The sequence below is a fragment of the Gryllotalpicola reticulitermitis genome, from assembly GCF_042651345.1.
In the GTDB taxonomy this organism is placed as follows: domain Bacteria; phylum Actinomycetota; class Actinomycetes; order Actinomycetales; family Microbacteriaceae; genus Gryllotalpicola; species Gryllotalpicola reticulitermitis.
The window spans coordinates 246,189-270,937 of the sequence record NZ_JBHSCN010000002.1; the positions used below are offsets into that span (position 1 = coordinate 246,189).

Annotated in this window: 17 protein-coding genes; 8 read left to right on the forward strand and 9 right to left on the reverse strand. The window is 69.7% G+C overall.

Features of this window, described 5'->3' with window-relative positions; genetic code table 11:
- Positions 1-39: 39 nt before the first annotated feature.
- The 3 genes from ACFOYW_RS01625 to ACFOYW_RS01635 form a co-directional block, all read right to left on the reverse strand.
- Positions 40-1,350 (reverse strand): M18 family aminopeptidase, encoded by a 1,311-nt coding sequence (locus ACFOYW_RS01625; protein ID WP_390226836.1) that lies wholly within the window; start codon positions 1,348-1,350, stop codon positions 40-42.
- A gap of 33 nt (positions 1,351-1,383) precedes the next feature.
- Positions 1,384-1,950: a hypothetical protein gene (locus ACFOYW_RS01630; protein WP_390226837.1), complete on the reverse strand. Its 567-nt coding sequence runs from the start codon at positions 1,948-1,950 to the stop codon at positions 1,384-1,386.
- Positions 1,951-2,052: 102 nt separating this feature from the next.
- Positions 2,053-3,174: a citrate/2-methylcitrate synthase gene (locus ACFOYW_RS01635; protein ID WP_390226838.1), complete on the reverse strand. Its 1,122-nt coding sequence runs from the start codon at positions 3,172-3,174 to the stop codon at positions 2,053-2,055.
- Positions 3,175-3,226: 52 nt separating this feature from the next.
- Here ACFOYW_RS01635 and ACFOYW_RS01640 point away from each other — a divergent pair, with 52 nt between their 5' ends.
- The 4 genes from ACFOYW_RS01640 (at position 3,227) to ACFOYW_RS01655 (ending at position 7,027) form a co-directional block, all read left to right on the forward strand.
- Positions 3,227-4,504 carry a citrate/2-methylcitrate synthase gene (locus tag ACFOYW_RS01640; protein ID WP_390226840.1) on the forward strand — a complete coding sequence of 426 codons (1,278 nt, stop codon included), beginning with the start codon at positions 3,227-3,229 and terminating at the stop codon, positions 4,502-4,504.
- An 89-nt stretch (positions 4,505-4,593) separates the two neighbouring features.
- Positions 4,594-4,926, forward strand: a complete 333-nt coding sequence (locus ACFOYW_RS01645) for a hypothetical protein (protein WP_390226841.1) — start codon at positions 4,594-4,596, stop codon at positions 4,924-4,926.
- 42 nt (positions 4,927-4,968) lie between these two features.
- A complete protein-coding gene (locus ACFOYW_RS01650; RefSeq protein ID WP_390226843.1) occupies positions 4,969-5,832 on the forward strand; it encodes a polyphosphate kinase 2 family protein in 864 nt (287 codons plus the stop codon).
- A 46-nt stretch (positions 5,833-5,878) separates the two neighbouring features.
- Complete coding sequence (locus tag ACFOYW_RS01655) at positions 5,879-7,027, forward strand: MalY/PatB family protein (RefSeq protein ID WP_390226844.1); 1,149 nt, start codon at positions 5,879-5,881, stop codon at positions 7,025-7,027.
- A gap of 100 nt (positions 7,028-7,127) precedes the next feature.
- Here ACFOYW_RS01655 and ACFOYW_RS01660 read toward each other — a convergent pair whose 3' ends face one another.
- Complete coding sequence (locus ACFOYW_RS01660) at positions 7,128-8,411, reverse strand: O-acetylhomoserine aminocarboxypropyltransferase/cysteine synthase family protein (RefSeq protein WP_390226845.1); 1,284 nt, start codon at positions 8,409-8,411, stop codon at positions 7,128-7,130.
- A gap of 92 nt (positions 8,412-8,503) precedes the next feature.
- On the opposite strand from ACFOYW_RS01660, the gene ACFOYW_RS01665 reads away from it, so the two are divergent.
- A complete protein-coding gene (locus ACFOYW_RS01665; protein ID WP_390226846.1) occupies positions 8,504-9,367 on the forward strand; it encodes an alpha/beta hydrolase family protein in 864 nt (287 codons plus the stop codon).
- Between the two features lie 87 nt (positions 9,368-9,454).
- Here ACFOYW_RS01665 and ACFOYW_RS01670 read toward each other — a convergent pair whose 3' ends face one another.
- Positions 9,455-11,038, reverse strand: a complete 1,584-nt coding sequence (locus ACFOYW_RS01670; RefSeq protein ID WP_390226848.1) for a glycosyltransferase family 39 protein — start codon at positions 11,036-11,038, stop codon at positions 9,455-9,457.
- A 158-nt stretch (positions 11,039-11,196) separates the two neighbouring features.
- On the opposite strand from ACFOYW_RS01670, the gene hrpA reads away from it, so the two are divergent.
- Together hrpA and ACFOYW_RS01680 are read left to right on the forward strand one after the other, a co-directional pair.
- A complete protein-coding gene (hrpA, locus tag ACFOYW_RS01675) occupies positions 11,197-15,126 on the forward strand; it encodes an ATP-dependent RNA helicase HrpA (protein WP_390226849.1) in 3,930 nt (1,309 codons plus the stop codon).
- A 94-nt stretch (positions 15,127-15,220) separates the two neighbouring features.
- Positions 15,221-17,893 (forward strand): phosphoenolpyruvate carboxylase, encoded by a 2,673-nt coding sequence (locus ACFOYW_RS01680; protein WP_390226850.1) that lies wholly within the window; start codon positions 15,221-15,223, stop codon positions 17,891-17,893.
- A gap of 15 nt (positions 17,894-17,908) precedes the next feature.
- Here the strand turns inward: ACFOYW_RS01680 and ACFOYW_RS01685 are convergent, their stop codons facing one another.
- From ACFOYW_RS01685 to ACFOYW_RS01700, 4 genes are all read right to left on the reverse strand, one after another.
- A complete protein-coding gene (locus tag ACFOYW_RS01685; protein WP_390226852.1) occupies positions 17,909-18,535 on the reverse strand; it encodes a hypothetical protein in 627 nt (208 codons plus the stop codon).
- Between the two features lie 293 nt (positions 18,536-18,828).
- Positions 18,829-19,761, reverse strand: a complete 933-nt coding sequence (locus ACFOYW_RS01690) for a sulfurtransferase (RefSeq protein WP_390226853.1) — start codon at positions 19,759-19,761, stop codon at positions 18,829-18,831.
- A 64-nt stretch (positions 19,762-19,825) separates the two neighbouring features.
- Complete coding sequence (locus tag ACFOYW_RS01695) at positions 19,826-20,809, reverse strand: ribonucleotide-diphosphate reductase subunit beta (RefSeq protein WP_390226854.1); 984 nt, start codon at positions 20,807-20,809, stop codon at positions 19,826-19,828.
- Complete coding sequence (locus ACFOYW_RS01700) at positions 20,809-23,313, reverse strand: ribonucleoside-diphosphate reductase subunit alpha (protein WP_390226855.1); 2,505 nt, start codon at positions 23,311-23,313, stop codon at positions 20,809-20,811. Before ACFOYW_RS01700 ends, ACFOYW_RS01695 begins: the two co-directional genes overlap by 1 nt.
- Before the next feature lie 206 nt (positions 23,314-23,519).
- On the opposite strand from ACFOYW_RS01700, the gene ACFOYW_RS01705 reads away from it, so the two are divergent.
- Complete coding sequence (locus ACFOYW_RS01705) at positions 23,520-24,749, forward strand: MFS transporter (protein ID WP_390226856.1); 1,230 nt, start codon at positions 23,520-23,522, stop codon at positions 24,747-24,749.

Here is a 24,749-nt window from a genome sequence, read left to right on the forward strand (position 1 = left end):
GCCGACGCACCGCACCTAACCGGCGCAGGCTACGCGCCGTCAGCCCAGAGCGAAGAACGCCGTGACCGCGGCAGCGAGCGCAACCGGGTCGGCCACGTGGCACAGCTCTCGCGCCGAGTGCATCGACAGCAGCGCGATACCGACATCGACCGTCGCGATACCGAGACGCGTCGCCGTCAGCGGACCGATCGTCGACCCGCACGGCACCGTGTTGTTCGATACGAACTCCTGATACGGAACCCCGGCCGTCTCGCACAGCTGAGCCCAGAGCGCGGCGCCCGCCGCGTCGGTCGTATAGCGCTGGTTGGCGTTGATCTTGAGGAGGGGCCCACCACCGGCGAGCGGCCGATTCACCGGGTCGTGCCGTTCAGGGTAGTTGGGGTGCACCGAGTGCCCGGCATCCGCCGACACGACCCAGCTCGCGGCGAACGCGCGTCGACGATCGGATGCCGTCGCGCCGAGCCCTTCCGAGACACGCGTCAGCACATCTTCGAGGAAGGGCCCGGACGCGCCGGAGCGCGAGGCCGAGCCCAGTTCCTCATGATCGAAGGCGGCGAGCATGGCGATCTGTGCGGCGCCGTCACTGCGTCCCGACTGCGCCTGCGCCGCCGCGATCAGCGCGACGACACCGGCGTGGACCGAGCTCAGATTGTCGAGGCGACGGCTCGCGAACAGGGTGCGATCGAGGCCGAAACGCGCCGGTGTCTGCGTGTCCGCGGTGAGGATGTCGTAGCCGAGCACGTCGCCGGCCCGCGCGCCCGCGACCTCGGCGAGCAGGCCGACGAGGTCGCCACCGGCAAGGGGCGCGTCCGCCGCAAGACCGAACACCGGCTGCGTGTGCCGCTGCTTGTCGAGGGTGAGCCCGTCGTTGTTGACCCCGCGATCGAGATGGATGGCGAGCTGCGGAATACGCAGCAGCGGCCCCGTGCGCACCAGGTGCTCGCGCCCGTCACGCGTGACGATACGACCGGCGAGCTCGAGCTCGCGATCGAGCCACGAGTTGAGCAGCGGACCGCCGTAGACCTCGACGCCGGCCTGCAGCCAGCCCGACGACTCGACCGTCGGCTTCGGCTTCAACTTGAACGCCGGCGAGTCGGTGTGCGCACCGAGGATGTGGAACGGAGTCGTGGCCGCGGCCCCCTCGGGCACGACCCACGCGATCACAGCTCCGTCTCGCACGACCACGTAGCGGCCGGGGCTCACCGGCCACGCCTCGGTTTCCGCCAGCCGGGTGAATCCGGCGTTCTCGACGCGGCGCGCCACCTCGGCCGCCGCATGGTACGAGCTGGGCGACGCTTCGATGAAGGCGGTCAGGTCGGCGATGTATCCGTCGATTGCGCTGTCGGTCACGTCCCCCACGCTATCGTTCGCCGACGTCGTCGCTCAGCCGGCCGCCCGCTCGATCTCGAGGTCGGCGAGCGGTGTGAACTCCTCCGCGCTGAGCGCACGCACGCCGAAGTCGTGACTGATGAGCTGAGAGCGCACCGGCACGCCCGCGTCGGCACACGCCCAAGCGAGCTCGGCGGCCGACTGCTTGTCCGCCGCGTTGGCGATCGGGCCGCCGGGCCGCTCCCACACGAGGATCACCGATTCGATCGGAGTGCCCGCGATCGCCTGCCGCAGCATCGCCGCGATCGCCGCCGCCGGCTCGGCCCCGAGCGGCGACGGCAGCTCGTCGTTCGGCATCAGCGTCGGCAGCATGCGCGAGTGGTCGTCGAGGAAGAGCAACCAGAGCTGACGCCGGTACGCGCGCCCGATGAGGAGCGCGATGCGCTGCGTGATCTCGTCGTCGCTGCGCAGCGGCGCGGCGGGGTCGATCTGATCGATCTCGTCGATCTCGTCGACGCGGTCGGTCTCGTCGATCTCGCCGATCTCGCCGATCTCGTCAATGGGGCTGCTGCGGTCAGTCCGGTCGGTCTGGTCGGTGCGGTCGGTCTCGTTGCGATCCATGACGGCCATGTTGCCGGGCACCGTCCGGGTACCTCGGGCCGAGGCATCCGTTCTGTGGACAACTCCGCGCACCGGCGGATTGTGCTGGGCGAGACGACCGCCTCAGCGCGCCAGTTCCGGCCCCACGTAGCGCGCCGACGGCCTGATGATCTTCGAATCCCGTGCCTGCTCGAGCACATGAGCCGTCCACCCGACGGCCCGCGCAACGGCGAACGTCGGTGTGAGCATCTCGCGCGGCAGCCCGCACAGCTCCATGACGATCGCGGCGTAGAACTCGACGTTGGCATGCAGCGGACGCTCGGGCCTGTACTCCGCGAGCACCCGCTCGGCCGTCTGCTCGAACGCGACCGCGAACTCCACTCGCGGGCCGCCGAACTCGAGCGCAACCGATTTGAGCAGCGCCGACCGCGGGTCGACCGTGCGATAGACCGCGTGCCCGAAACCCATGATTCGGCGCCCTCCGGCGAGCTCCCCGCGAAGCCACGACTCGATGCGGTCGACCGATCCGACGGCGTCGAGGCTGTCGAGCGCCCGGGCGGGCGCGCCGCCGTGCAGCGGCCCCGAGAGCGCGCCGAGCGCTCCCGCGAGACATGACGCGACGTCGGCCCCTGTCGATGCGATCACCCGCGCAGTGAACGTCGAGGCGTTGAAGCCGTGGTCCATCGCGGCGATCAGGTAGGCGGTCAGGGCGCGCTCGTGCTCGGCGTCCGGCACGTCGCCCGTCACCTGGTACAGATAGTTCGCGACGACACCACGCTCCGGCAGGACCTCACGTCGACCGCCGTGCAGCGCGGCGAGCACGACCGGGGCGAGAGCGGCCAGCTCGATTGCATCCGCGAGCCGCTCATCGTCGGCGAGGTCGTACAGGGGCCGCGAACCTCGCGCAGCGGCCACGAGCGGCCAGGCGGCTTTGAGGCCCGCGAGCGGGCTGACGGATGCCCCGCCGACTCCCCCGCGCAGCGTGTCGATCACACGGTCGAGCTCGGGCGAGTTCTGCGCCGCGAGGATCCGGGCTCGGAACACCGCGAGCTCAGCGGCGTCCGGAAGCCTGCCGACGACGAGCAGATACCAGACCTGCTCGAAGCTCGCGGTGCGCGCGAGCTCAACGGCCGAGTACTGGCGGTACTGATAGTACCCCGCGGCGCCGTTGACGTCGCTGATGGCTGTTTCGGCGACGGCGACGTTCGCGAGCCCGCGCGGCACATCGATCAGGGTCGTGTCCATGGGCTCAGTGTGGGAACATGATCATGTTGTAGTCAATATTGATCGGATCAATATGGATGCTCTGCCGCGTCTGAGCGCCGCCGAAGCAGCGGCGCGCCTCGGCGTGAAACCGGCGACGCTCTACGCCTATGTGTCGCGCGGCCTGCTCGCCCGCGAACGCTCGGCCGCCGGCTCGAGCTTCGACCCGCTCGAGATCGAGGCGTTCGCTCGTGCCCGGCGGCGCGACCCGTCGGCGGCCACGACCCGCGCCCCGGCGCAGCCCGGCACCCCGCTGATGGTCCTCGACACCGACATCGCGCAGATCGACGACGACGAGTTGTACTACCGCGGTCGCCCGGCGGTCGCTCTGATCGACAGACCGGTCGAAGACATCGCCGTATGGCTCTGGGGCGCAGAGGACCGGCAGCCGGATTCGCAACCCGACGCGCAGGCGATCGCGACGGCGCGCGCGCTCATCGCGGCGCTCCCGCCGGGTGCGACAGAACTGGATCGCATCCACGCGGCGATCACCGGTCTCGCCGCCGCCGACCCTCTGCGGTACGACGCCACGCCAGAGAGCCTCCGCCGCGCGGGCGCCCTTCTGCTCGCGGGAATCCCACGAGCCCTCCTCCCCGCCGGCATGCACGACGACCATGGCCGCGACTCTGGATCAGACCCAGACCCAGACCCAGACCCAGACCCAGACCCAGACCCAGCCGAGTCGGTCGCCGCAACACTCTGGCGCGCACTCGGCGGCACTGCGACCGGTGCGGCAGGCATCCGTGCCGTCAATGCGGCGCTCGTTCTGCTCGTCGACCATGACCTCGCGGTCTCGACCCTCGCCGCACGCATCGCCGCGTCGGCGCGCGGATCGGGGTACGCAGTCGTGACGGCCGCGCTCGGCGCCTTCGACTCACCCCTGCACGGGAACGCGAGTCGCGCGGCCGCCGCCCTGCTCGCCGATGTGGTCGCGGGCTCGGCACCCGATGCCGCGCTGGCGCGCGCGGTTCGCGACGGCGGCCGCGGCGTGCCCGGCTTCGGGCATGCGCTGTACTCGGGTACGGATGGCCGGGCCCGCGCCCTGCTCCCCCTCATCGCCGAACTGCCCGGGGCGGCACCGATCCTCGCGGCCGTCGACGCGGTGTCATCCGAGGTGCTGCGTCGCGCCGGCATCCACCCGAATGTCGACCTCGCACTCGCGGCGCTGACGCTCTCGGCCGGGCTGTCCGCCGACGCGGGCGTCGCTATCTTCGCCGTCGGGCGGGTCGTGGGGTGGATCGCCCATGCGCTCGCCGAGTACGAGGAACGCCCGCTGCGGTTGCGCCCCCGGGGAAGGTACGTGGGGCCGTAGCGGTCTCGCCGCCGACGTCGAACCATAGCATCGGGGCGGCCAGCAGTGGCTTCGAATATCGGTCAGATCGATGGCGTATCGTGACCCGCATGGCCGGGGGTGAGGACCTTGAGATGCGTCGCCGTGAGGCACGCGACGAGCTCTCAGCTCTCATCGAACTCAAGTGCCGTCTCGGCGACGATCCTTGGGAATTCCTGCCAGACCTGCCCACCGTCGACGAGCAGGTGGTGCTGACGCTGCGGCTCGAGCGCATCGAGGCACAGGGTCTCGACGAAGAGCGCGCACGCGCCTATCACCCGTCGGCACCGCACACCGCAGCCGAGCGATTCGAGTACGGCGTGCTGCGCAGCATCGCTCTCGAGCACCCCGACCTGACGCGTGCCGTGTGGGGACTGCTCGGCCGCCTGCACGACGCCGCCTGACGTTACGGTGCCACGCGGCTGACACCGCAATAGAGTCTGCACATGCACAAGGCATGGAAGGACGATCCTGCCGTCGCGCTCGCTGCGCTGCCCGGCACGAAACTCGCCGATATCGATCCCGCGTCCACCCCCGGCTTCAAGGGTGACAAGAAACTGGGCGACAAGGCCACCGGCCAGCAGGTTCTCGATGCGGGACGCGCCCAGCTCACCGAGCTGCAGCAGCGCCTCTACGCGCGCGGCGTCGAGGGCGACGAGCGGCGCGTGCTGCTGATCCTGCAGGGCATGGACACCTCCGGCAAGGACGGCACCGTCAGGCATGTGGTCGGGTCGACGCACCCGGAGGGAGTGGCGCTCACCTCGTTCAAGGCGCCGACTCCGTGGGAGCGCCGGCACGACTTCCTCTGGCGCGTGTCGCGCCGGGTGCCGAAACGCGGCATGCTCGGTGTCTTCAACCGCTCGCACTACGAGGACGTGCTGATCCAGCGCGTGCACCACCTCGCGCCGCCGGCCGAGATCGAGCGCCGCTACGGCGCGATCAACGAGTTCGAGAACGGCCTCGCCGAGCGCGGCATCACGATGGTCAAGGTGATGCTGCACATCTCGCCCGAGGAGCAGAAGGAGCGCCTGCAGGAGCGCCTCGACCGCCCCGACCGGTACTGGAAGTACAACCCGGCCGACGTGACCGAACGCGGCTTCTGGAACGAGTACCAGGAGGCGTACGAGCTGGCGATCACGCGCTGTTCGATCGACGCGGCGCCGTGGTACGTCGTGCCTGCCGACAAGAAGTGGTACGCCCGCATCGCGGTGCAGCGCCTGCTGGTCGGTGCGCTCGAGAGCCTCGACCTCAGCTGGCCGCCGCCGAGCTTTGACGTGCAGGCCGAGAAGAAGCGGCTGAAGCAGTCCTGAGACATCCGATTTCGGCTCGCCGCCGCGCTCACGGCATCCTGTGGGAGTGAGTTTCGAACCCGCCCTGCCGCTGCCCCAGCTCCGGCGCTCGCGCTCGAGCATCAAATGGCGCCGCTATCCGGAGGACGTGCTACCGCTCTTCGTCGCCGAGATGGACTTCGGCGTCGCGCCCGAGGTGATCGAGGCGGTGACGGATGCTCTGGCCGCCGGCGACACGGGCTACCTCGACGGTCCCGGCCCTCTGGCACCGGCGTTCGCCGCGTTCGCGGAGGACTCCTGGGGCTGGCGCGTCGACCCGGGCCACGTGCATCTGGCGACCGATGTGACCGTCGGCGTCGTCGAGACGCTGCGGCTGGTGGTCCCCCGCGCAGGCGGCAGCGTCGTCATCACGCCGCCGGTCTACAGCCCGTTCTATGAGATGGTCGGCGAGACGGGGGCGCGGCTCGTCGAGGTGCCGCTGCTCGAGGCATCCGATTGGTCGCTCGATCTCGCGGGGCTCGAGACGGCGTTCCGCGCGGGGGTCGACGCGATGATTCTCTGCCACCCGCACAATCCGACCGGGCGCACGCACGACCGCGCGACGCTCGAGGCACTCGCGCGCCTGGCCGCGGCGCACGACGTCGTGATCGTCAGCGACGAGGTGCACGCGACGCTCGCGCACCCCGGCACCGATTTCGCTCCGTTCGCACCGATCGCGTCGGCCGCCGGGGCTCTCAGCGTGACCGTGACCAGCGCAAGCAAGGGCTGGAATCTCGCGGCGCTCAAGTGCGCGGTGATCGTCGCAGCGGATGCCCGTGCCGAGGCCCTGCTCACCGGGTTGCCCGACGAACTCGCGGCGCGCACGAGCATCCTCGGCCTGCACGCCAACCTCGCCGCACTCGGGGCGACGGCGTGGCGGGACGCAGCCGTTGCGCAGATCACGCGGAACATCGAGCTGCTGGGGTCGCGGCTCGCGACGGAGGCGCCGTCCGTCAGCCTCGTGCGCCCCGACGCCGGCTATCTCGTGTGGCTCGACTTCCGGGCCACTGGTCTCGGTGACGACCCGGCGGTGTCGCTGCGCGAGATCGGTCGCGTCGCGTTCAACTCGGGGCCGAGCTTCGGCGCGCCCGGCCGCGGTTTCGTGCGCGCGAACCTCGCCTGCGATCCGGCGACGGTCGCGGAGGCCGTGCACCGCATCGCCGCGTCGATCGCCTAGCGCGGGGCAGGCACGCGCTGCTCGGGCACGCGCTGCTCGGATCCGCGACCCGCTGCTCGAACCCGAGGCGCGCACACCGGATCCGGGCAGCGCGTGCGCATCAGGCGGTGGCCGCGCTCAGCCCGCGCTCCAGATCCGTGATGATGTCGCGGGCGCTCTCGATGCCGATCGAGAGGCGCACGAGGCCGGGAGTGATGCCGCCCGCGAGGCGCTGCTCCTCGCTGAGCTTCAGGTGGATCGTCGACCCGAGATGGATCGCGAGCGAGCGCACGTCGCCGATGTGAGTCATCGGCGTGATGAGCTCGAGCGCGTCGACGAAGGCGCGCGCCGCATCGCGGCCGCCGGCGAGGTCGATCGAGACGATCGATCCCGCGCCGAGCGGCAGATATTTGGCAGCGAGCGCGTGGTACGGACTCGATGCGAGACCCGGGTAGAAGACGGATGCCACACCCGGCCGCCCTTCGAGCCACTCCGCGGCGGCGCGGGCATTCGCGACGTGCCGCTCCATGCGCAGCGACAGCGTCTCGATCCCGTGCAGCAGCAGGAAGGTGCTGGTCGGCGGAACGGTCGGGCCGTATTCGAGCACGACGACCGAGCGCAGGTACGCGCCGAGAGCGCCGGGCCCGAAGCGCTCGACGAACGACCCGACCCCGGGCCGCGGCGGCGCGGTCAGCTGGGGGAAGCGCCCGCTCGCCCCCCAGCCGAAGCGCCCGGCGTCGACGACCGCGCCGCCGATGACCGAGCCGTGCCCCGACAGCCACTTCGACGTCGAATGGATCACCACGTCGGCCCCGAACTCGATCGGACGCTCGAGGTACGGCGTCGGCACCGTGTTGTCCACGACGAGCGGCACACCGTGCGCGTGCGCCAGCGCCGAAAACCGTTCGAGGTCGGTGACCTGGCCGAGCGGGTTCGGCAGGCTCTCGGTGTAGATGAGCTTGGTGTTGGGGCGGATGCGTGCGGCCCATTCCGCGTCGCTTGCCGACTCGGGCACGTACTCGGCCTCGATCCCCTGGCGCGCGAGGACTCCGCGGAACATCTCGTTCGTGCCCTCGTACAGCGACGCCGTGATGAGCACGTGGTCGCCGCTGCCCGCCAGCGCGGAGACGGTGACCGCGATCGCCGCCTGACCGCTCGCGACGACGATGCCGTCGACGCCGCCCTCGAGGTCGGCGATACGCCGGCCGGCGACGAAGTTGGTCGGGTTCTCGTTCCGCGAGTACGCCCGGCCCCCGCGGCCCGCGAAGCGCGTTTCGCCGTCGTCGAAGCCGTCGAACACATAACCCGCCGTCTGATAGATCGGGGTGACGCGCGCCTGGGCCTCGGCGTCGACGATCGCACCGGCGTGGATCTGGCGCGTTTCGAAGTCCAGCGGTCTCGACATGGCGACAACTGTATTGGGTCTCACGCGGCGGGGAATTGTGTGCCCCTCACAAGCGGCACAGCCGGAGCGCACGCACCGATTAGCGTGGCGAGGTGGCAACAGAGCATCGCATCACGGCCCCGGACGGCACCCACACCGTCGTCGATGAATACGGGCCGGCGGATGCCTCATCAGCCGTCTTCTTCCTTCCGGCGCTCGGCGTGCCCGTCGGGTACTACCGCCCTCTGTTCGAGCGGGCCGCGGCCCGCGGCATCCGTGTGTTCGGCATCGAGTTCCGCGGTCGTCCGCGCAGTTCGACGACCGATGTGCGCCGATATGACTGGGGCTGGGCCACACTCATCGAGCAGGACCTGCCTGCCGCGCTCACGCAGACGCCGCTCGCAGACACCCCGCGCCTCACGGTCGTCGGGCACAGCCTCGGTGGCCTGCTCGCACTGACCGCGACCGGCGCGGGTGTGCTGCACCCCGAGCGCATCGTCACCGTCGCGAGCGGCGCCGCGCACTACACCTCGCGCGACGGCGCGGTCGCGAAGCTGCAGCGGCGCCTCATCACGCCGACGGCGCTCGCCATCACGAGAGCGCTCGGCTACTTCCCCGGCGACCGGCTCGGCTTCGGCGACCGGCAGCCGCGGACGATGATCGCGGACTGGCACCGCGAGGCGCGCACCAACCGCTTCATCCTGTCGAACACCGACGTCGACTATGAGGAGGCGCTGCACCACGTGGAGCCGCCCGTGCTGCAGCTCTCGTTCGACGGCGACACGCTCGTCTCGTCCCGCGCCGTCGACATGCTGGCCGATCGGGTGGGCCCAGAGCATCCGGACCGCGTGCACGTCGACCGCAGCGCCAACGGCGGGGTCGCGTGGGACCACGTGCGCTGGCCGCGCCAGAATCCCGATGCGGTGCTCGACGTGATGCAGGACTGGGCGCGCACGCATCCGGCCCCGGTCGCCTGAACCGCTAGCGGGCATCTGCTCGCGCTGCGCCCGTTCGCATCACGCCCGTTCGCATCGCATCCGCTCGCGTCGCGGCGCACTCGCGCGCTATACCGGTTTGGGCGCGTGCACGAGCTGCACCACGACCTCCTTGTTCATCTGCCACCGCTCGTTGACGCGGAAGCCGACCTTGGCGAGCATCGAGATGTCCGCCGGCGCCTGGTGCGATTGCACCGTGGTGAGCACCCAGACGTAGTTGGCGCCACGCGTGCGGCTGAGCACCGCGTCGAGCGGGCGGCTCGTGTCCCACAGGCTGTGGGTGCGGTCGTAGGACTGCGCGAGGGTGATGTCGTCCATTCCGCGGAACGCCTGCGGGTACAGGTCGCCGATCACCTGTGAGGTCGCGACCTTGTGGGCGTGCGCCGCGCCGAAGACGACGACGTTGCGCGCCCCCTTCGGCTCTTCTTTGCGCTCGGCGGTGATGACAGCGGCGATCTGGTTCCAGGCATCCGCTTCTTTCGAACCCGGCGTGCGCTGCGCCGCCCAGGTCGGCGCGACCAGCGCGAACACCGCCGCAATCGCCACCGCCGTCCACACGGTCTGCCGGCGCCGCCGGACCCACTCGAGCGACGCGCGACCGAGCGCGGGCACCGGCAGCCGCCACAACCACGTGAACGGCACAGCGATGAGCAGCGCCAGGGCCGGCGCGCTGAACGCGACGTAGCGCGGGTAGTACAGGTGGTGGCCGAACGCAGTCGCGACGAGCAGCAGGGTGGTCGGGATGAGGAGCCAGGGCAGCGCGACCGACGCGACACGACGGGCCGGTGAGCGGATGCCTCGCCGCCACGCCACGACGCCGGCAACGCCGCCCGCGATCGCCGCCAGCCAGCCGACGACGGCGAAGAACGGCGCACCGGGGAAGAACTGCGACACCAGGACCTGGTCGGCGGTGCCGAGCGTGATGCCGGTGATCCAGGAGACCTGGCCCTGCTCGTGCACCTCGAGCACCGCGAGCGGCACCCATGCCACGACGGCGCACCCGACGGCGAGCCCGAACCGCCCGAGCGAGCGCAGACCGGCGCGCGAGCGGGTCGTCCGCCGCAGCAGCGGCAGCACGAGGAGTACCGCCAGGCCGATGTCGACCATGAACAGATAGCCGAAGATGTATTGGCTGACGATGCTGAGCAGACCGTAGCCGCACCACCACGGCCACGAGCGCTCCCCGTGAATCGTGCGGCGGTGCGCCACGAGGAATACCAGCACCATTCCCGTGGCGAGCGCCATGCTCGCTTCGTACTGCCGCCCTTCGAACCCCATCCACATGCTCTGCGGCAGCACCGCGAAGATCAGACCGGCGACCACGCCGTGCAGGCGCCCCGCGAGGCGCGTGCCGAGCACCACGAGCAGCGCCGCAGTGACGCCGGCTGCGATGCTCGCCGGAATTCTCAGGGTGAGGGGCGTGTAGCCGACGAGGTCGAACCAGAGGTGCATGAACGCGTAGTAGCTCGCGTGCACCGCGTCGACATGGTGGATCTCCTGCCATAGCGCGGGCCACGGGCGCAGTGCGGAGATGACGGTGGCCGCCTCATTGAAGTCGAGCGACGGAATCCAGCTCAGAGCGAACGAGACGGCAAAGCCGAACGCGCCGACGGCGAGCGCCGGCCACAGCCGGGGGTCGCGTGAAATGCTCATACGTGGAGAACGCACACTTAAATGCTGCGCGGCTCTCTCGAAGGATCGGCACAGAAGCCGATCTCAGTCAGGTCACGGATGTCGCGAGACCGTGATTTGAGCGCCCCCGCCTGGGTGTAGCGCGCTCGGCGTACCACCCGTGGGAGACTGGAGGGCGCATGCCCGAGCCGCAGACCCTTCCCCAGATCACCTTTCCTGACGAGCTCCCCGTCAGCCGGAAGCGCGATGAGATCGCGGCGGCGATTCGAGATCACCAGGTCGTGATCGTCGCCGGTGAGACAGGCTCGGGCAAGACCACGCAGCTGCCGAAGATCGCGCTCAGCATCGGCCGCGAGCGCATCGGGCACACCCAGCCGCGGCGCCTCGCGGCGCGAACGATCGCCGAACGCATCGCCGATGAGCTCGGTGAGTCCGTGGGCGAGACCGTCGGTTACAAGGTGCGGTTCACCGACCAGGTGAGCGCGACGACGCGCATCAAACTGATGACCGACGGCATCCTCCTCAACGAAATGCATCGGGACCGTGAGCTGAGCGCCTACGACACGATCATCATCGACGAGGCGCACGAGCGCAGCCTCAACATCGACTTCCTGCTCGGTTACCTGGCGCGTCTGCTGCCCCGGCGCCCCGACCTCAAGGTGATCATCACCTCGGCGACCATCGACCCCGAGTCGTTCGCGAAGCACTTCGCGGCCGCCGACGGCACGCCTGCGCCGATCGTCGAGGTGTCGGGGCGCACCTATCCGGTCGAGGTGCGGTACCGACCGCTTGTCGCGGACGAGGTCGACGATGAGGACGTCGACGGCGGGGCGGCCCAGGCGGATCGCGACATGAATCAGGCCATCGTCGACGCCCTCGATGAGCTCGGCCGCGAGAAGTCCGGCGATGTGCTCGTGTTCTTCTCCGGCGAGAACGAGATCAGGGACGCGGCGGATGCCGTGCGCGGCCACCTCGCGCGCCACGGGAAGGCCGACAGCACCGATGTGCTGCCCCTTTACGGGCGCCTCAGCGCCGCCGAGCAGCACCGGGTGTTCGAGCCGAGCTCGCGGCCAGGGATCCGTCGCCGCATCGTCCTCGCGACGAACGTGGCGGAGACGAGCCTCACGGTCCCCGGCATCAAATACGTGATCGACACGGGCACCGCCCGCATCTCGCGGTACTCGACGCGCGCCAAGGTGCAGCGGCTGCCGATCGAGGCGATCAGTCAGGCCTCCGCGACGCAGCGCAGCGGGCGCGCGGGTCGTACGAGCGACGGCATCGCGATCCGGCTCTACTCGGAAGACGACTTCGCGAAGCGGCCGACGTTCACCGAGCCTGAGATCCTCCGCACGAACCTTGCCGCGGTCATCTTGCAGATGATCTCGCTCGACTTGGGCGATATCGACGGATTCCCGTTCCTCACCAAACCCGATCCCCGGGGCGTCAAGGACGGTCTCGATCTGTTGTCCGAGCTGGGGGCCGTGACGAACAGATCCCTCGCGAGCGCAGCTCGCTCGGCGCGCGACGCACGACGACCCACTGGGTCGTCGCCGGACGCGAATCGCGCGCGCCTCACCCGCGTCGGCCGCGAGCTCTCGCGCCTGCCGATCGACCCGCGGTTCGCGCGCATGGTGATCGAGAGCCGGCGCCACGGCACGACCCACGAGGTGATGGCGATCGTCGCGGGTCTCACCATCCAGGATCCGCGCGAGCGGCCGGTCGAGCGCCGCGGCACCGCCGACCAGCTGCACGCACGCTTCGTCGACCCGACGAGCGACTTCCTCACACTGCTGAACCTCTGGAACCACCTGGAGGAGAAGCAGCGCGAGCTGTCGAGCTCGGCATTCCGCCGCCTCTGCAAAGCCGAATTCCTGAATTACCTGCGCGTGCGCGAATGGCAGGACGTGTACCGGCAGCTGCGGCGAGCGCTGCCGCCTGAGGGAGGGGGCGCCGCTGGCCGTCGCGCCGAGCCTCGTGCCGAGGCGCGTCCCGAGGCCCAGGATCCCGGGGTGCTCGCAGACGGCATTCACAAGTCACTGCTCGCGGGGCTGCTCTCGCACCTCGGGCTGCGCGATCTGCAGAAACGCGACTACGCGGGCGCTCGCGGCACGCGCTTCGTCGTCTTCCCGGGCAGTGCCCTCGCGAAGAAGCAGCCTCCCGCGCTGATGAGCGCCGAGCTCGTCGAGACGAGTCGTCTGTTCGCGCGGGTGAACGCCGCGATCGACCCCGCGTGGGCCGAGCCGATCGCCGGCGATGTGCTGCTCAAGAGGCAGTACTCGGAGCCCCACTGGGAGAAAAGCCAGGGCGCGGCCGTCGCCTACGAGAAGGTCACGCTGTACGGCGTGCCGATCATCGAGCGGCGGCGCGTGCAGTTCGCGCGCATCGACGCGCCGTTCGCGCGCACGCTTTTCCTCCGGCACGGACTGGTCGAGGGCGAGTGGCCGGGCGAGCGCAAGGGCCCACTGTTCGAGTTCGACCGCAAGAACCGCGCGCTCCTGAAGCGCCTCGCTCAGCTGGAGGAGAAGACGCGGCGGCGCGACATCCTCGACGGTGACGAGGCGGTGTTCGCCTTCTATGACGAGCACGTGCCGCGCGACGTGACCGACACGCGCGGCTTCGAGCGGTGGTGGCGCGAAGAGCGGCAGGAGCACCCCGACCTGCTCACGATGACCGAGCGGATGCTTCTCGGCGAGGAATCCGCCGACGAGCTCGTCGATCACACCGCCTTCCCGACGATCTGGCGCCAGGGCGACCAGCGGTTCCAGCTCAGCTATCGCTTCGAACCGGGTGCGGCCGACGACGGCGTCACGGTGACCGTGCCACTGCCGCTGCTCGCCCGGCTCTCGCCCGAGGGCTTCGACTGGCAGGTGCCCGGGCTGCGTGTCGAGCTCGTGACCGCGATGATCCGATCCCTGCCGAAGGCGCTGCGGCGCTCGGTCGTGCCCGCGGCCGATTGGGCCACGAGGATCGTCGGCGAGCTGCCCGACTCCCCCGACGGGAAGCCCTTCACCGAGGTGGTCGGCGCCGCGATCAAGAGGCTCAGCTACGCGCCCGTCGACGCGGACGACTTCGACCTCGAGCGCGTTCCCGCGCACCTGAGACCGACCTTCGCCGTCATCGATCAGCGCGGCAAGCGCCTCGGTGCGTCGAAAGACCTGGCCGAGGTGCAGAAGCGCTTCGCGGGCAAGGCGCGCGACTCGGTTGCGGCCGTCGCGACCGCGCGCGTTCCGAACGCGCTCGAGCGGGCTGACGTGCCCGAGTGGGACATGCGCGAGCTGCCCCGCCAGGTCGACACGACGGTCGGCGGTTTCCAGAACACGGTGCGCGGCTACCCCGCCCTGGTCGACGAGCGCGGGAAGGTCGCGCTGCGCATCCTCGCGACGCCTGCCGAGCAGGAGCAGCTGCACCCGCGCGGCGTGCGCCGGCTGCTGCTGAACGAGACGCCGTCGCCCGCGTCCTACGTGCAAGAACACCTCACGGCGCAGGAGAAGCTCGCGCTCGCGACCGCTCCCTACGCCAGCACGCCCGCGCTCTTCGCCGACTGCCTGGCCGCGGTCATCGATGACGTCCTCGCGAGCGACAGCTCACGCGGACTCATCTTCACCATGGAGGACTTCGCGCGGGTGCGCGACCGCGTCTCTGCGGTCGTCGTCGACGCCATGTTCGACACGGTCAAGCAGGTCGCCGCGAGCCTCACCGCCGCGCGCGCAGCCGAGAAGTCGATCAGCGCGGTCACCAGCATGGCTCTGCTCGGCGCGCTCGCCGACGCGAAGCAGCAGCTCGCCCAGCTCGTCTACCCCGGCTTCGTGTCAGCGACGGGCCGCGCGCAGCTCGCGCACCTGCCGCGCTATCTCAAGGGCATCGCGTGGCGCATGGAGAAGCTGCCCGAGAACCCGGGTCGCGACCGCGTGTGGCTCACTGAGGTGCAGAAGGCGATCGCGAGATACACGGATGCCGGGGGCAGGCTTCCCCTCGATCCCGCGGCCCGGCCAAGCATCCGCCACGCCCGCTGGATGCTCGAGGAGCTGCGCATCAGCCTGTTCGCGCAGCCGCTCGGCACGGCCGAGAGCGTGTCGCTGCAGCGCATCACCCGAGCGCTCGCCGAGTAGCGCCCACGACCCGCCGAACGTGCTGTCGGACACAGAAACACGCCCGTAATCCGCCAGTTCGCGTGGCGACCCCCGCTCCAAGTAGCCTGACGGCGTGAGCGTCTCCCAGCCCGATCCGGCCGCGTCCGCTGCCACGCCCGCCCGTCGTCGCCAGTCCGTCCGGGCCGAGGTCGACGAGTCGTTGCGCACTGATGTGCGCACGCTCGGTGCCCTGCTCGGCCGCGTCCTCGCCGCGAGCGACGAGAGTCTGCTCGACGACGTCGAGCGGCTGCGCGCGCTGACCATCGCCGCGTACGAAGACGACGACCCGCAGCACTTCGAGGCCGCGGAGGCCCTGGTCGCCGGTTTCACCCCCGAACGCGCCGAGCAGGTGGCTCGTGCGTTCACGACCTACTTCCACCTGGTGAACCTCGCCGAGGAGCAGCACCGCATCCGCCGCCTCCGCGACCGCGATGTCGCCGGCCGCGCCGAGACGCGCACCGACACCTTCGCCGGGGCGATCACCCAGCTCACCGCCGAGATCGGCGCAGACGAGACCGCGCGGCGCGTCACGTCGCTGCGCTTCCACCCGGTGCTCACCGCACATCCGACCGAGGCCCGCCGCCCCGCGATCTCGGGCGCGATCCGCCGCATCGCCGAGCTGCTCGCCGAGCACGACGACCCTCGGCTCGGCTTCGCAGCAGGCGTCCGGAACGAGCGCCGGCTGCTCGAGGAGATCGACACGCTGTGGCGCACGAGCCCGCTGCGCGCGACCCGGCCGACGCCGGTCGACGAGGTGCGCACGGCGATGAACGTGTTCGACACGTCGTTGTTCCAGGTGCTGCCGCAGGTCTACCGCGCCCTCGATGACTGGCTGCTCGGCTCCGACGCCGGGCGCGTGCCCGCGGCCGCCCCCGCCTTCGTGCGTTACGGCACGTGGATCGGCGCCGACCGCGACGGCAACCCCTACGTCACGGCGAAGATCACCCGCCAGGCGGCCGAGATCGCGAGCGAGCACGTCCTGCTCGGCTACGAGCACGCGGCGACGCGCATCGGCCGCACGCTGACGCTCTCCGCGGAGGACGCACCGCCATCGGCCGAGCTCGATGCTCTCTGGGTGCGCCAGCGCGCCCTCGGCGGATTCGCCGCCGACGAGCTCGAGCAGCGCTCGCACACCGAGCCGCACCGTCGCGCGCTGCTGTTCGTCGTGCGCCGCGTCGTGGCGACCCGCAACCGGCACGCCGACCTCGCCTACAGCGATCCGGAAGAGCTGCTCGCCGACCTGCGGGTGATCCAGTCGTCGCTGCGCGCGGGCGGTGCCGAGCGCGCAGCGTCCGGCGAGCTGCAGCACCTCATCTGGCAGGTCGAGACGTTCGGATTCCACCTCGCCGAGCTCGAAGTGCGGCAGCACTCGAAGGTGCACCGCCAGGTGCTCGCAGAGTTGCGATCGGATGCCTCGCGCTCCGAGCTCGCCGACGAAGTGCTCGAGGTGTTCCACACGATCGCCGGGCTGCAGAAGCGCTTCGGTGTCGACGCGGCGCGGCGCTACATCGTCTCGTTCACGCAGTCTCCCGAGGACCTCGCCAACGTCTATGCCCTGGCCGAGCACGCCCTCGGCGCGGCGGCGCCCGTGCTCGACGTCATCCCCCTGTTCGAGACGTTCAACGACCTGAACAACTCGACCAGCATCCTCGACGAGGCGATCAAGCTGCCGGCGTTCCAGGCGCGGCTCGCGGCGACCGGTCGCCGCCTCGAGGTCATGCTCGGCTACTCGGACTCCTCGAAGGACGTCGGCCCTGTGTCGGCCACCCTCGCGCTCTACGACGCCCAGAGCCGCATCGCCGAATGGGCGAAGAACAACGACATCGAGCTCACCCTCTTCCACGGGCGCGGCGGCGCCCTCGGGCGCGGTGGAGGCCCCGCGAACGAAGCGGTGCTCGCCCAGCCGCCGCACTCCGTCGAGGGGCGGTTCAAGATCACCGAGCAGGGCGAGGTCATCTTCGCCCAGTACGGCGACCGCACCATCGCCGCCCGCCACCTCGAGCAGATGGCGAGTGCGACGCTGCTGGCCGAGGCGCCGTCGAACCAGGAGCGCAACGCGCGGGCATCCGTCGCCTACGCCTCGCTCGCGGCGCGACTCGACGAGGTGAGCCGCGCGCGGTTCTTCGAGCTCGTCGGCGCCGACGGCTTCGCCCAGTGGTTCGGCCGTGTCACCCCGCAGGAAGAAGTCGGGCTGCTCGCGCTCGGCTCGCGGCCCGCACGCCGCGGACTGTCGCTCGAGTCGCTCGAGGACCTGCGCGCGATTCCGTGGGTGTTCGCCTGGTCGCAGGCCCGCGTCAACCTGACGGGCTGGTTCGGGCTCGGCTCGGCGCTCGCCGCCGTCGAGGACCGCGAACTGCTGCACGCGGCCTACCGCGAGTGGCCGCTGTTCCGCACCATGGTCGACAACGTCGAGATGTCGCTCGCCAAGACCGACGAGCGTCTCGCGCGGCGCTACCTCGCACTGGGCGACCGCGACGACCTCGCACAGCTCGTTCTCGATGAGATGGCGCTCACGCGGGAGCAGGTGCTGTTCGCCTCCGGCCACAGCGAGCTTCTCGCCGACCGCCTCGTGCTGCAGCGCGCGGTCCAGCTGCGGTCGCCGTACGTCGATGCGCTCTCGTTGCTTCAGCTGCGCGCGCTGCGTGAGATCAGGGCGACCGGCTCAGCGGACGCCGAGGACCGCCCGCATCGCCTCATGCTGCTCGCCGTCAACGGGGTCGCGGCCGGCCTGCAGAACACGGGCTGAGCCGGCCGCGCGCCGTTAGGCGTGAACGGATGCCTGCGGCGCCGGCACCGGCGAAACGAACTCGCGCGCCACCGGGGCCGGGGCGACGGGTGCGACCGCTGCGACCTTCCGCGCGTCCTCGAACTCGGCGATCGCCGTGCGCAGCATGTCGATCAGGCGATCGTCCGCGTCCCACACGCACGCCTCAGCGATGCCGCACGCGGCGACCCTGATGATCTCGAGGCCGGCCCTCTCGTGCCTGCCCTCGGGAATCCGCCCGTGGTACTCGGGGTGTCGGTCGACCCAGTCGACGGCGCCCGGCGCGGCGGCCAGGGCCGCGTCCGCGCGCTCGCGCAGCTCAGGTGCCGCCACGCCCGCGTCGTCAAGCGCGCCGACGACGGCACGCAGCCCGACGGCCAGTGCGTGCTGACGGTGCATGCTCGAGACCGGAAGCGCCGTGATCGCGGCGCTCGCGGCGACCCGGAGCGTGTCTGTCGGGGAACCCGTCAGCCCGATGACCCGGGGCACATCGCCGAGCAGCTCCTGGCGTCGCGCGTCGCTGACCAGGTCGTTGACGGCGCGCGCGAGCGCGGCGAGCACCGGATCGGTGCACGCGGGGTGATCGCTCCATCGTTCGCCCGCCAGGAACGAGGCGAACTCCATGAAGCAGGCGCCGCGTCGCGGCGTACGGTGCCGGCCTGCACCCAGGCGAGGCAGGTAATCCGGTGTCGAAATGCGTGAATTCATTGCGACCTCGCACAGTCTTGATGGTCTCTAGATCATCACCCCGTCAGCGAGCGGCGGCAAGGGGTCGGGCGATGCGAGCGGCACATTTCGCGTCGAAGGGCACACGAATCCGCCGATTCGGTGTGCCGTTCGGCCAAAAGTGTGCCGCTCGGACCCCGGCGCGTCGCGACGCGCTCACGGCGACCGGCAGCTCGGGCCCCGGCGGGTTGCTACGCGCCGGTCGCGACCGGCAGCTCGGGGTGATTGGACCACTGACTGAACGAGCCGGGGAACACCGCGGGATCGAAGCCGGCGAGCGTCAGCGCGATCGCCTCGTGAGCGGCCGTGATGCCGCTGCCGCAATAGGCGCCGACGGCCGAGGCATCCGTCACCCCGAGCTCGGCGAAGCGCGCCCGAAGCTCGCTCGCGGGCAGGAATCGGCCGCGTTCGTCGACGTTCGTCACCGTCGGCAGACTGACGGCGCCTGGGATGTGCCCGGCGCGGGGATCCACCGGCTCGTTCTCGCCGCGGAAGCGGTCGCCGGCCCGCGCATCGATGAGCACACCCGATTCGGCGAACCGCAGCACGCCGTCGAGCGGAATGACGGGGAGCGCCCCGTATTCGACCTTCACATCTCCTGGCGCAGGCAGCGCGGCTGTTCCCGTGACGATCGGCTTCCCGGCGCTCTGCCACTCGCGGAAGGCTCCGTCGAGCACGCGCACATCGCCGACTCCCGCGTACCTCAGCAGCCACCACGCGCGCGCCGCCGACGTGCTCTTCGCGTTGTCGTAGACGACGACCGTGTCGCCGTCGCTGATACCCCAGCTGCGCGCGGATTGCTCGAAGTCGGCGGCGGCGGGCAGCGGATGTCTGCCCTCTTCGGGTCGACGCTGGTCGGGTACCACCGCGAGCTCGGTCTCAAGGTCGACGTACACGGCACCGGGAACATGGCCGGCCTCGAACTCGGCACGCCCGTCGGGGCGGTCGAGTCGCCAGCGCACATCGAGCAGCCGCACCGGACCGCCATCGGCATAACGGCCGTCACGCAGCGCGGCCTCGAGCTCGTCGGGTGTCGTCAGCGGCCACCGCTGGACGGCGGCGACCCGATGGGTCGCCGTGCGGTGGTCGTCGCGCGAGCCGTGCTCGCGAGGATGAGTGCTCACCCCTCGACGCTACGACGGCCCGAGGCCGGCCGTGAGGCACGTGACGCGGTATGAACCCCGTGGATCAGCTCGACGCCTTCGCGTTCGACTCGTACGACGTGTTCGTCGACTCGAAGAAGTTGACCAGCTCGAGCGTGTCGTTCGCCGTCGCCATCCACTTCGCGGGGTTCGACACCTTGTACTCGGGCTCGAACCCGAGCTCTTCGAGGCGCCGATCGGCGAGGTACTTGACGTACTGATTGATGTAACTGGCGTTGAGGCCGAGGATGCCGCCCGGCAGCAGATCCGTGTTGTACTGCTCTTCCATCTCGACCGCGTCGAGGATCATCTGCTTGATCTCGTTCGCGAACTCGGGCGTCTGCAGGTCGGGGTTCTCGTCGAGGACCGTGAGGATCAGGTTCATGCCGAACTTCAGGTGCAGGGACTCGTCGCGCACGATCCAGTCGACGAGCGAGCCGAAGTTGCGCAGCAGGTTCCGCTGACGGAACGAGAGGGCGACCATGAAGCCCGAATAGAACCAGATGCCCTCGAGGATGATGTTGTAGGCGACGAGATTGCGGATGAAGTCCTGCTTGCCCGCGGTCGTCGTGATGTCGAGCGTCTCCTCCGTCATTCGACGGATGAACTTCACCTCGAACTCTTCCTTCTTGGCCATCGACGGGATGTCGACGTGTGCGTTGTACGCCTCGTCGCGATCGATCGGGAAGGTCTCGAGCACGTACTCGAACGACATGCAGTGGTTCGCCTCTTCCCACATCTGCTTCGCGAGGTAGAGGTGCGCCTCGGGAGCGTTGACGTAGGGGTACACGCCGAAGGCCAGCGCCTTGTTGACGAGCAGCTCGTTCGGGTTGAAGTACGAGATCAGGAACGTGACCGCGTGGCGCTCCTCGTCGGTCATCTTCTTGAAGTCGGCGAGGTCTTCACCGAGCTGGATCTCGTTCGGGAACCACGTGTTGGCGACGGCCTGATCGTAGAGATCCATCGCCCACTTGTAGGTGATCGGCTTGAGGAGCAGACCGTCCTTGACACCGGTGCCGAGGATTCCCATTACTTTCCTTCCGAATCGTTGCTCGTGGTCGCGGGCGAGGTGAGCCCGCCGAAGCCGAACCCGCGGCGAGCCGGCGCGCCAGCGGCGGCGGGCTCAGGGGCGGCGGCGGTCGAGGGGGCGGATGCCTGGCCCGAGGCGGCCCCGAAGCCCTTGCGCTGACCGCCGATCTCTTCGCTCTTGTTGACGCGCACGGTGGACTGCTCGGCCTGGTGGCGCGGCTTCATGTGCAGGTAGTACGTCGTCTTCACGCCGCGCTCCCACGCTGCCGAGTAGATGTCGACCATGTCGGTGAGGTCGCGCGTCTCGAGGTACATGTTGCGGCTGATCGCCTGGTCGATCCACTTCTGGGCGCGGGCCGCGACGTCGAGGAACGCGTACGGCGAGAGCTGGAAGCTCGTCTTGTACACCCGCTTGATCTCGTCGGGGATCGCAGCGATGTCCTGAATGTCGCCCTGGCTGCGCAGCACCTGCTCGCGCACCTGCTCCCACAGGCCGCGCTCCTGAAGGGCGGCGACCAGGTTGCGGTTCACCTCGAGGAACTTGCCATTCGACGTGGAGCGGCTGAAGATCTGCGAGAACTGGGGGTCGAAGCCGGGGGTCGTGCCCGCGACGAGGCCGATCGACGCGGTCGGCGCGACGGCCATGAGGGTGGCGTTGCGCACGCCGCCCTTGACGCGCTCACGAAGCGCGTCCCAGTCCATCGTGCTGCGACGGCTGACCTGAATGGGCACGCCGCGGTCCGCCTCGGTCAGAGCGAGCGTGTCGAAGGGCACGAGGCCCTGGCTCCACCGCGAACCCGCGAAGTTCGGGTACGCCCCGCGCTCGGCGGCGAGGTCGGCGGACTCACTTATCGCGTAGTACGAAATACGCTCGGCGACCTCGTCGATCAGGTCATAGGCGGCCTCGGAGTCGTACGGCAGGCCGAGCTTCTCGACGACGTCGGTGTAGCCCATGATGCCGAGGCCGATGGCGCGGTTGTTGAGGTTCGCGCGGTCGGCTTCCGGAACGGACGACATGGTGATGTCGATCAGGTTGTCGAGCTGGCGCACGGCAAGGCGGGCGGAGCGCTCGATCGAAGCCCAGTCGAAGGTGCCGTCGGCGCGAAGGTGGCGGGGCAGGTTGATCGAGGCGAGGTTGCAGACCGCGATGTTGTCGATGTCCTGCGGGAGGCAGATCTCGGTGCACAGGTTCGACAGGTGGATCGTGCCCGTGTTGTTGTTCAGGGCACGGTTGTTGATCGTGTCCTTCCAGGTGAGCCACGGGTGGGCCGTGGTCTGCAGGCTCATCAGGATGTCCTTGAACTGCTGGCGCGCCGGCAGCTTCTTGAACATGCGCAGACGGCCCGCCTCGGCCTCGGCGGCGTAGTGCGCGTAGCGCTCGGAGAACGCCTTGCCGTACAGCTCGTTCAGGTCGCCCACCTCGAGCGGGTCGAACAGGTACCAGGGCTCGTCGTTCTGGACGCGCTTCATGAACTCGTCGGAGATCCACACTGCGGTGTTCGCGGTGCGAGTGCGGCGGTAGGGGTCACCCGAGTTCTGCCGGAGGTCGAGGAAGTCGGGGAAGTCGAGGTGCCAGTTCTCCATGTAGAAGGCGAGGGCGCCGAACTTCTTACCCCCGCGGCTGACAGCGCGCAGGACCGAGTCGATGGTGTGCATGAACGGGATCGGGCCGGTCGAGACGGTGTTGTTCGAGCGGATCGGCGAGCCCTGCGACCGCAGCTTGGTCACCGAGAGGCCGATGCCGCCGGTGCCCTTCGTGATCCACATCACGTCGCGCACCGACTTGGCGATGTGCTCGATGTCGTCGTGCATCTCCATCACGAAGCAGTTGGAGAGCTGCGGGAACTTCGTGCCGGCGTTCACGAGCGTCGAGCCCGCGGCGAGGTAGTCGAGGCGCGACATCGTCTCGTAGAACTCGAGCGCGATCGCGGTGGGGTCGGCCTCGTTGAGCGACAGGCCCATGGCGATGCGCATCCAGAAGAACTGCGGCACCTCGAGCGGCTCGCCGTTGCGCGCCTTGATGCCGTAGCGGTTGTTCAGGGTGACCAGGCCGATGTACCGCAACAGCTGGTCGTTTGCCGGCTCGAGCGCGTCGGCCAGCCGGTCGAGGTCGAAGAGCTCGGGGAAGCGGGGGTCGAGCAGCTGCTCCTCGACGCCGCGCTCGACGTAGGCGCGGAACTGGTCGTGGTGCTTCTGCTTCAGTTCGGGAGCGCTCTCGTAGTCGCCGAGCACGCGCTTGTAGAGCGTCTTCAGCAGCAGGCGGGCGGCGACAGTGTCGAACGCGGGGTCGTCCTTCACGTTCTGCAGCGCGACCTGGATCACCGCTTCGTCGAGCTGCTGGGTCGTGATGCCGTCGAAGAGCGTGAGCTCGAGCTCGCTCGCGATCTGCGTCACCCAGGTGATGTTCTCGTCGAGTCCCTCGGCGGCCTTCTCGATCGCGAGATTGATCTTGTTCGCGTCGTACGGCTCGCGCGTTCCATCACGCTTGACAACGGTGATTGTCACGACTTTTCTCCTTCGTCCCCTGGTTTCCCCGAATTGGCTTGATCACTATATAGCGGGTCTGGTCCCGACCTTGGGCACCACATCTAGTGGGCGTGTCACTCACAGATGTGCATAACTTGTCCCCACTTTCCACAGGCTAGAGCCGACCACCGACACGGGACGCCGAGGCCGTTTCCGCGCCGCTCGTCGTGGCTACACTGACCGAAGTGAGTGCCTATTCGAGCGTCCTGAGGTCTCCCGGCGTCGCCCGGATCATCGCCGCGCAGCTCACCGCGCGATTCCCTTCCGGCATGCTCTCGCTGGGCATCCTGCTTCACGTCGAGCAGGTGCACCACAGCTACGGCGCCGCCGGGCTCGTGCTCGCCGGCTCCTCGGCCGGTCAGGCGATCGCGGGCCCCCTCACGAGCCGTCTGATGGGGCGCATCGGCATGCGGCCGGTGCTCGCCGTGACGACCGCAGTGTGCGCCGCAGGCATCCTGATCATCGCGCTCGCCATGATGTCGGTGCCGCTCACGATCCTCGTGTCGTTCATCACGGGTCTCGCGAACCCGCCCGTGCAGCCGGCGGTTCGCACGATCTATCCGAAGCTCGTCACGAGCCAGCTGCTCACCCCGCTGTTCTCGCTCGACGCGAGCGCGCAGGAGATCATCTGGATCGCGGGCCCCGTCGTCATCACCTTCATCGCCACACAGGTGTCGACCGTGCTCGGCCTCGTGTTCTGCGCGGCCGTGATGCTGGGCGGGGGGCTCTGGTTCATCCTCTCCCCCGAGCTCGGGCGCGTGCGCGTGCCCCGCTCTCGCCGGAGGTTCGGCGCCGTGCTCGGGCGGCCCGTCGTCACCATCTCGACGATCGTCGGAATGCTGCTGATCGCCTCGTGCTCCGCGGTCGAGGCGGGCGTCGTAGCGAATTTCCAAGGCACGGGGACGGATGCCTCCACCCACAGCTACGAGTCCGGCGTCGTCCTCGCCATCTGGTCGCTCGGCTCGCTGATCGGCGGGTTCTCCTTCGGCCACCTCCCGCTCGGCCCGTGGGCGCTCGCGCGGCGGATGACGCTCATGTTCGTGGGCGTCGCCCTCGCGGGCATCTGGCTGAACCCGATCTGGATGATCGTGTGCCTGCTGGTCTCCGGCGCCGGCATCGCCCCCGCGCTCGCCGCCATGTTCGCGATGACGTCGTCGAGCGTGAAGTTCAGCGACACGGCCGAGGCGTACGGGTGGATCGGCACCGGCCAGCTGATCGGCGCGGGCATGGGCTCGGCGATCGCCGGCTTCATCATCGACGGTCACGGAGCCCAGGGCGCATTCTGGGTCTCGGCGCTGTTCGCTCTGCTCGGGGCGCTCGTCGCCGCGGCATCCGTTCGCACCCTGCCCGACCTGCGCGGCCGGGACTCGAGCCCGATCCCCGACACCGAGCCGATTCAGATCCAGCCGAGCTGA

Excerpts from the sequence above, each read along its gene's own strand:
- hrpA (WP_390226849.1), top strand. The coding sequence starts at position 11,197 with ATGCCCGAGCCGCAGACCCTTCCCCAGATCACCTTTCCTGACGAGCTC.
- ACFOYW_RS01670 (WP_390226848.1), bottom strand. The coding sequence starts at position 11,038 with ATGAGCATTTCACGCGACCCCCGGCTGTGGCCGGCGCTCGCCGTCGGC.
- ACFOYW_RS01645 (WP_390226841.1), top strand. The coding sequence starts at position 4,594 with ATGGCCGGGGGTGAGGACCTTGAGATGCGTCGCCGTGAGGCACGCGAC.
- ACFOYW_RS01630 (WP_390226837.1), bottom strand. The coding sequence starts at position 1,950 with ATGGATCGCAACGAGACCGACCGCACCGACCAGACCGACCGGACTGAC.
- ACFOYW_RS01660 (WP_390226845.1), bottom strand. The coding sequence starts at position 8,411 with ATGTCGAGACCGCTGGACTTCGAAACGCGCCAGATCCACGCCGGTGCG.
- ACFOYW_RS01650 (WP_390226843.1), top strand. The coding sequence starts at position 4,969 with ATGCACAAGGCATGGAAGGACGATCCTGCCGTCGCGCTCGCTGCGCTG.
- ACFOYW_RS01685 (WP_390226852.1), bottom strand. The coding sequence starts at position 18,535 with ATGGAGTTCGCCTCGTTCCTGGCGGGCGAACGATGGAGCGATCACCCC.
- ACFOYW_RS01640 (WP_390226840.1), top strand. The coding sequence starts at position 3,227 with ATGGATGCTCTGCCGCGTCTGAGCGCCGCCGAAGCAGCGGCGCGCCTC.
- ACFOYW_RS01695 (WP_390226854.1), bottom strand. The coding sequence starts at position 20,809 with ATGGGAATCCTCGGCACCGGTGTCAAGGACGGTCTGCTCCTCAAGCCG.
- ACFOYW_RS01635 (WP_390226838.1), bottom strand. The coding sequence starts at position 3,174 with ATGGACACGACCCTGATCGATGTGCCGCGCGGGCTCGCGAACGTCGCC.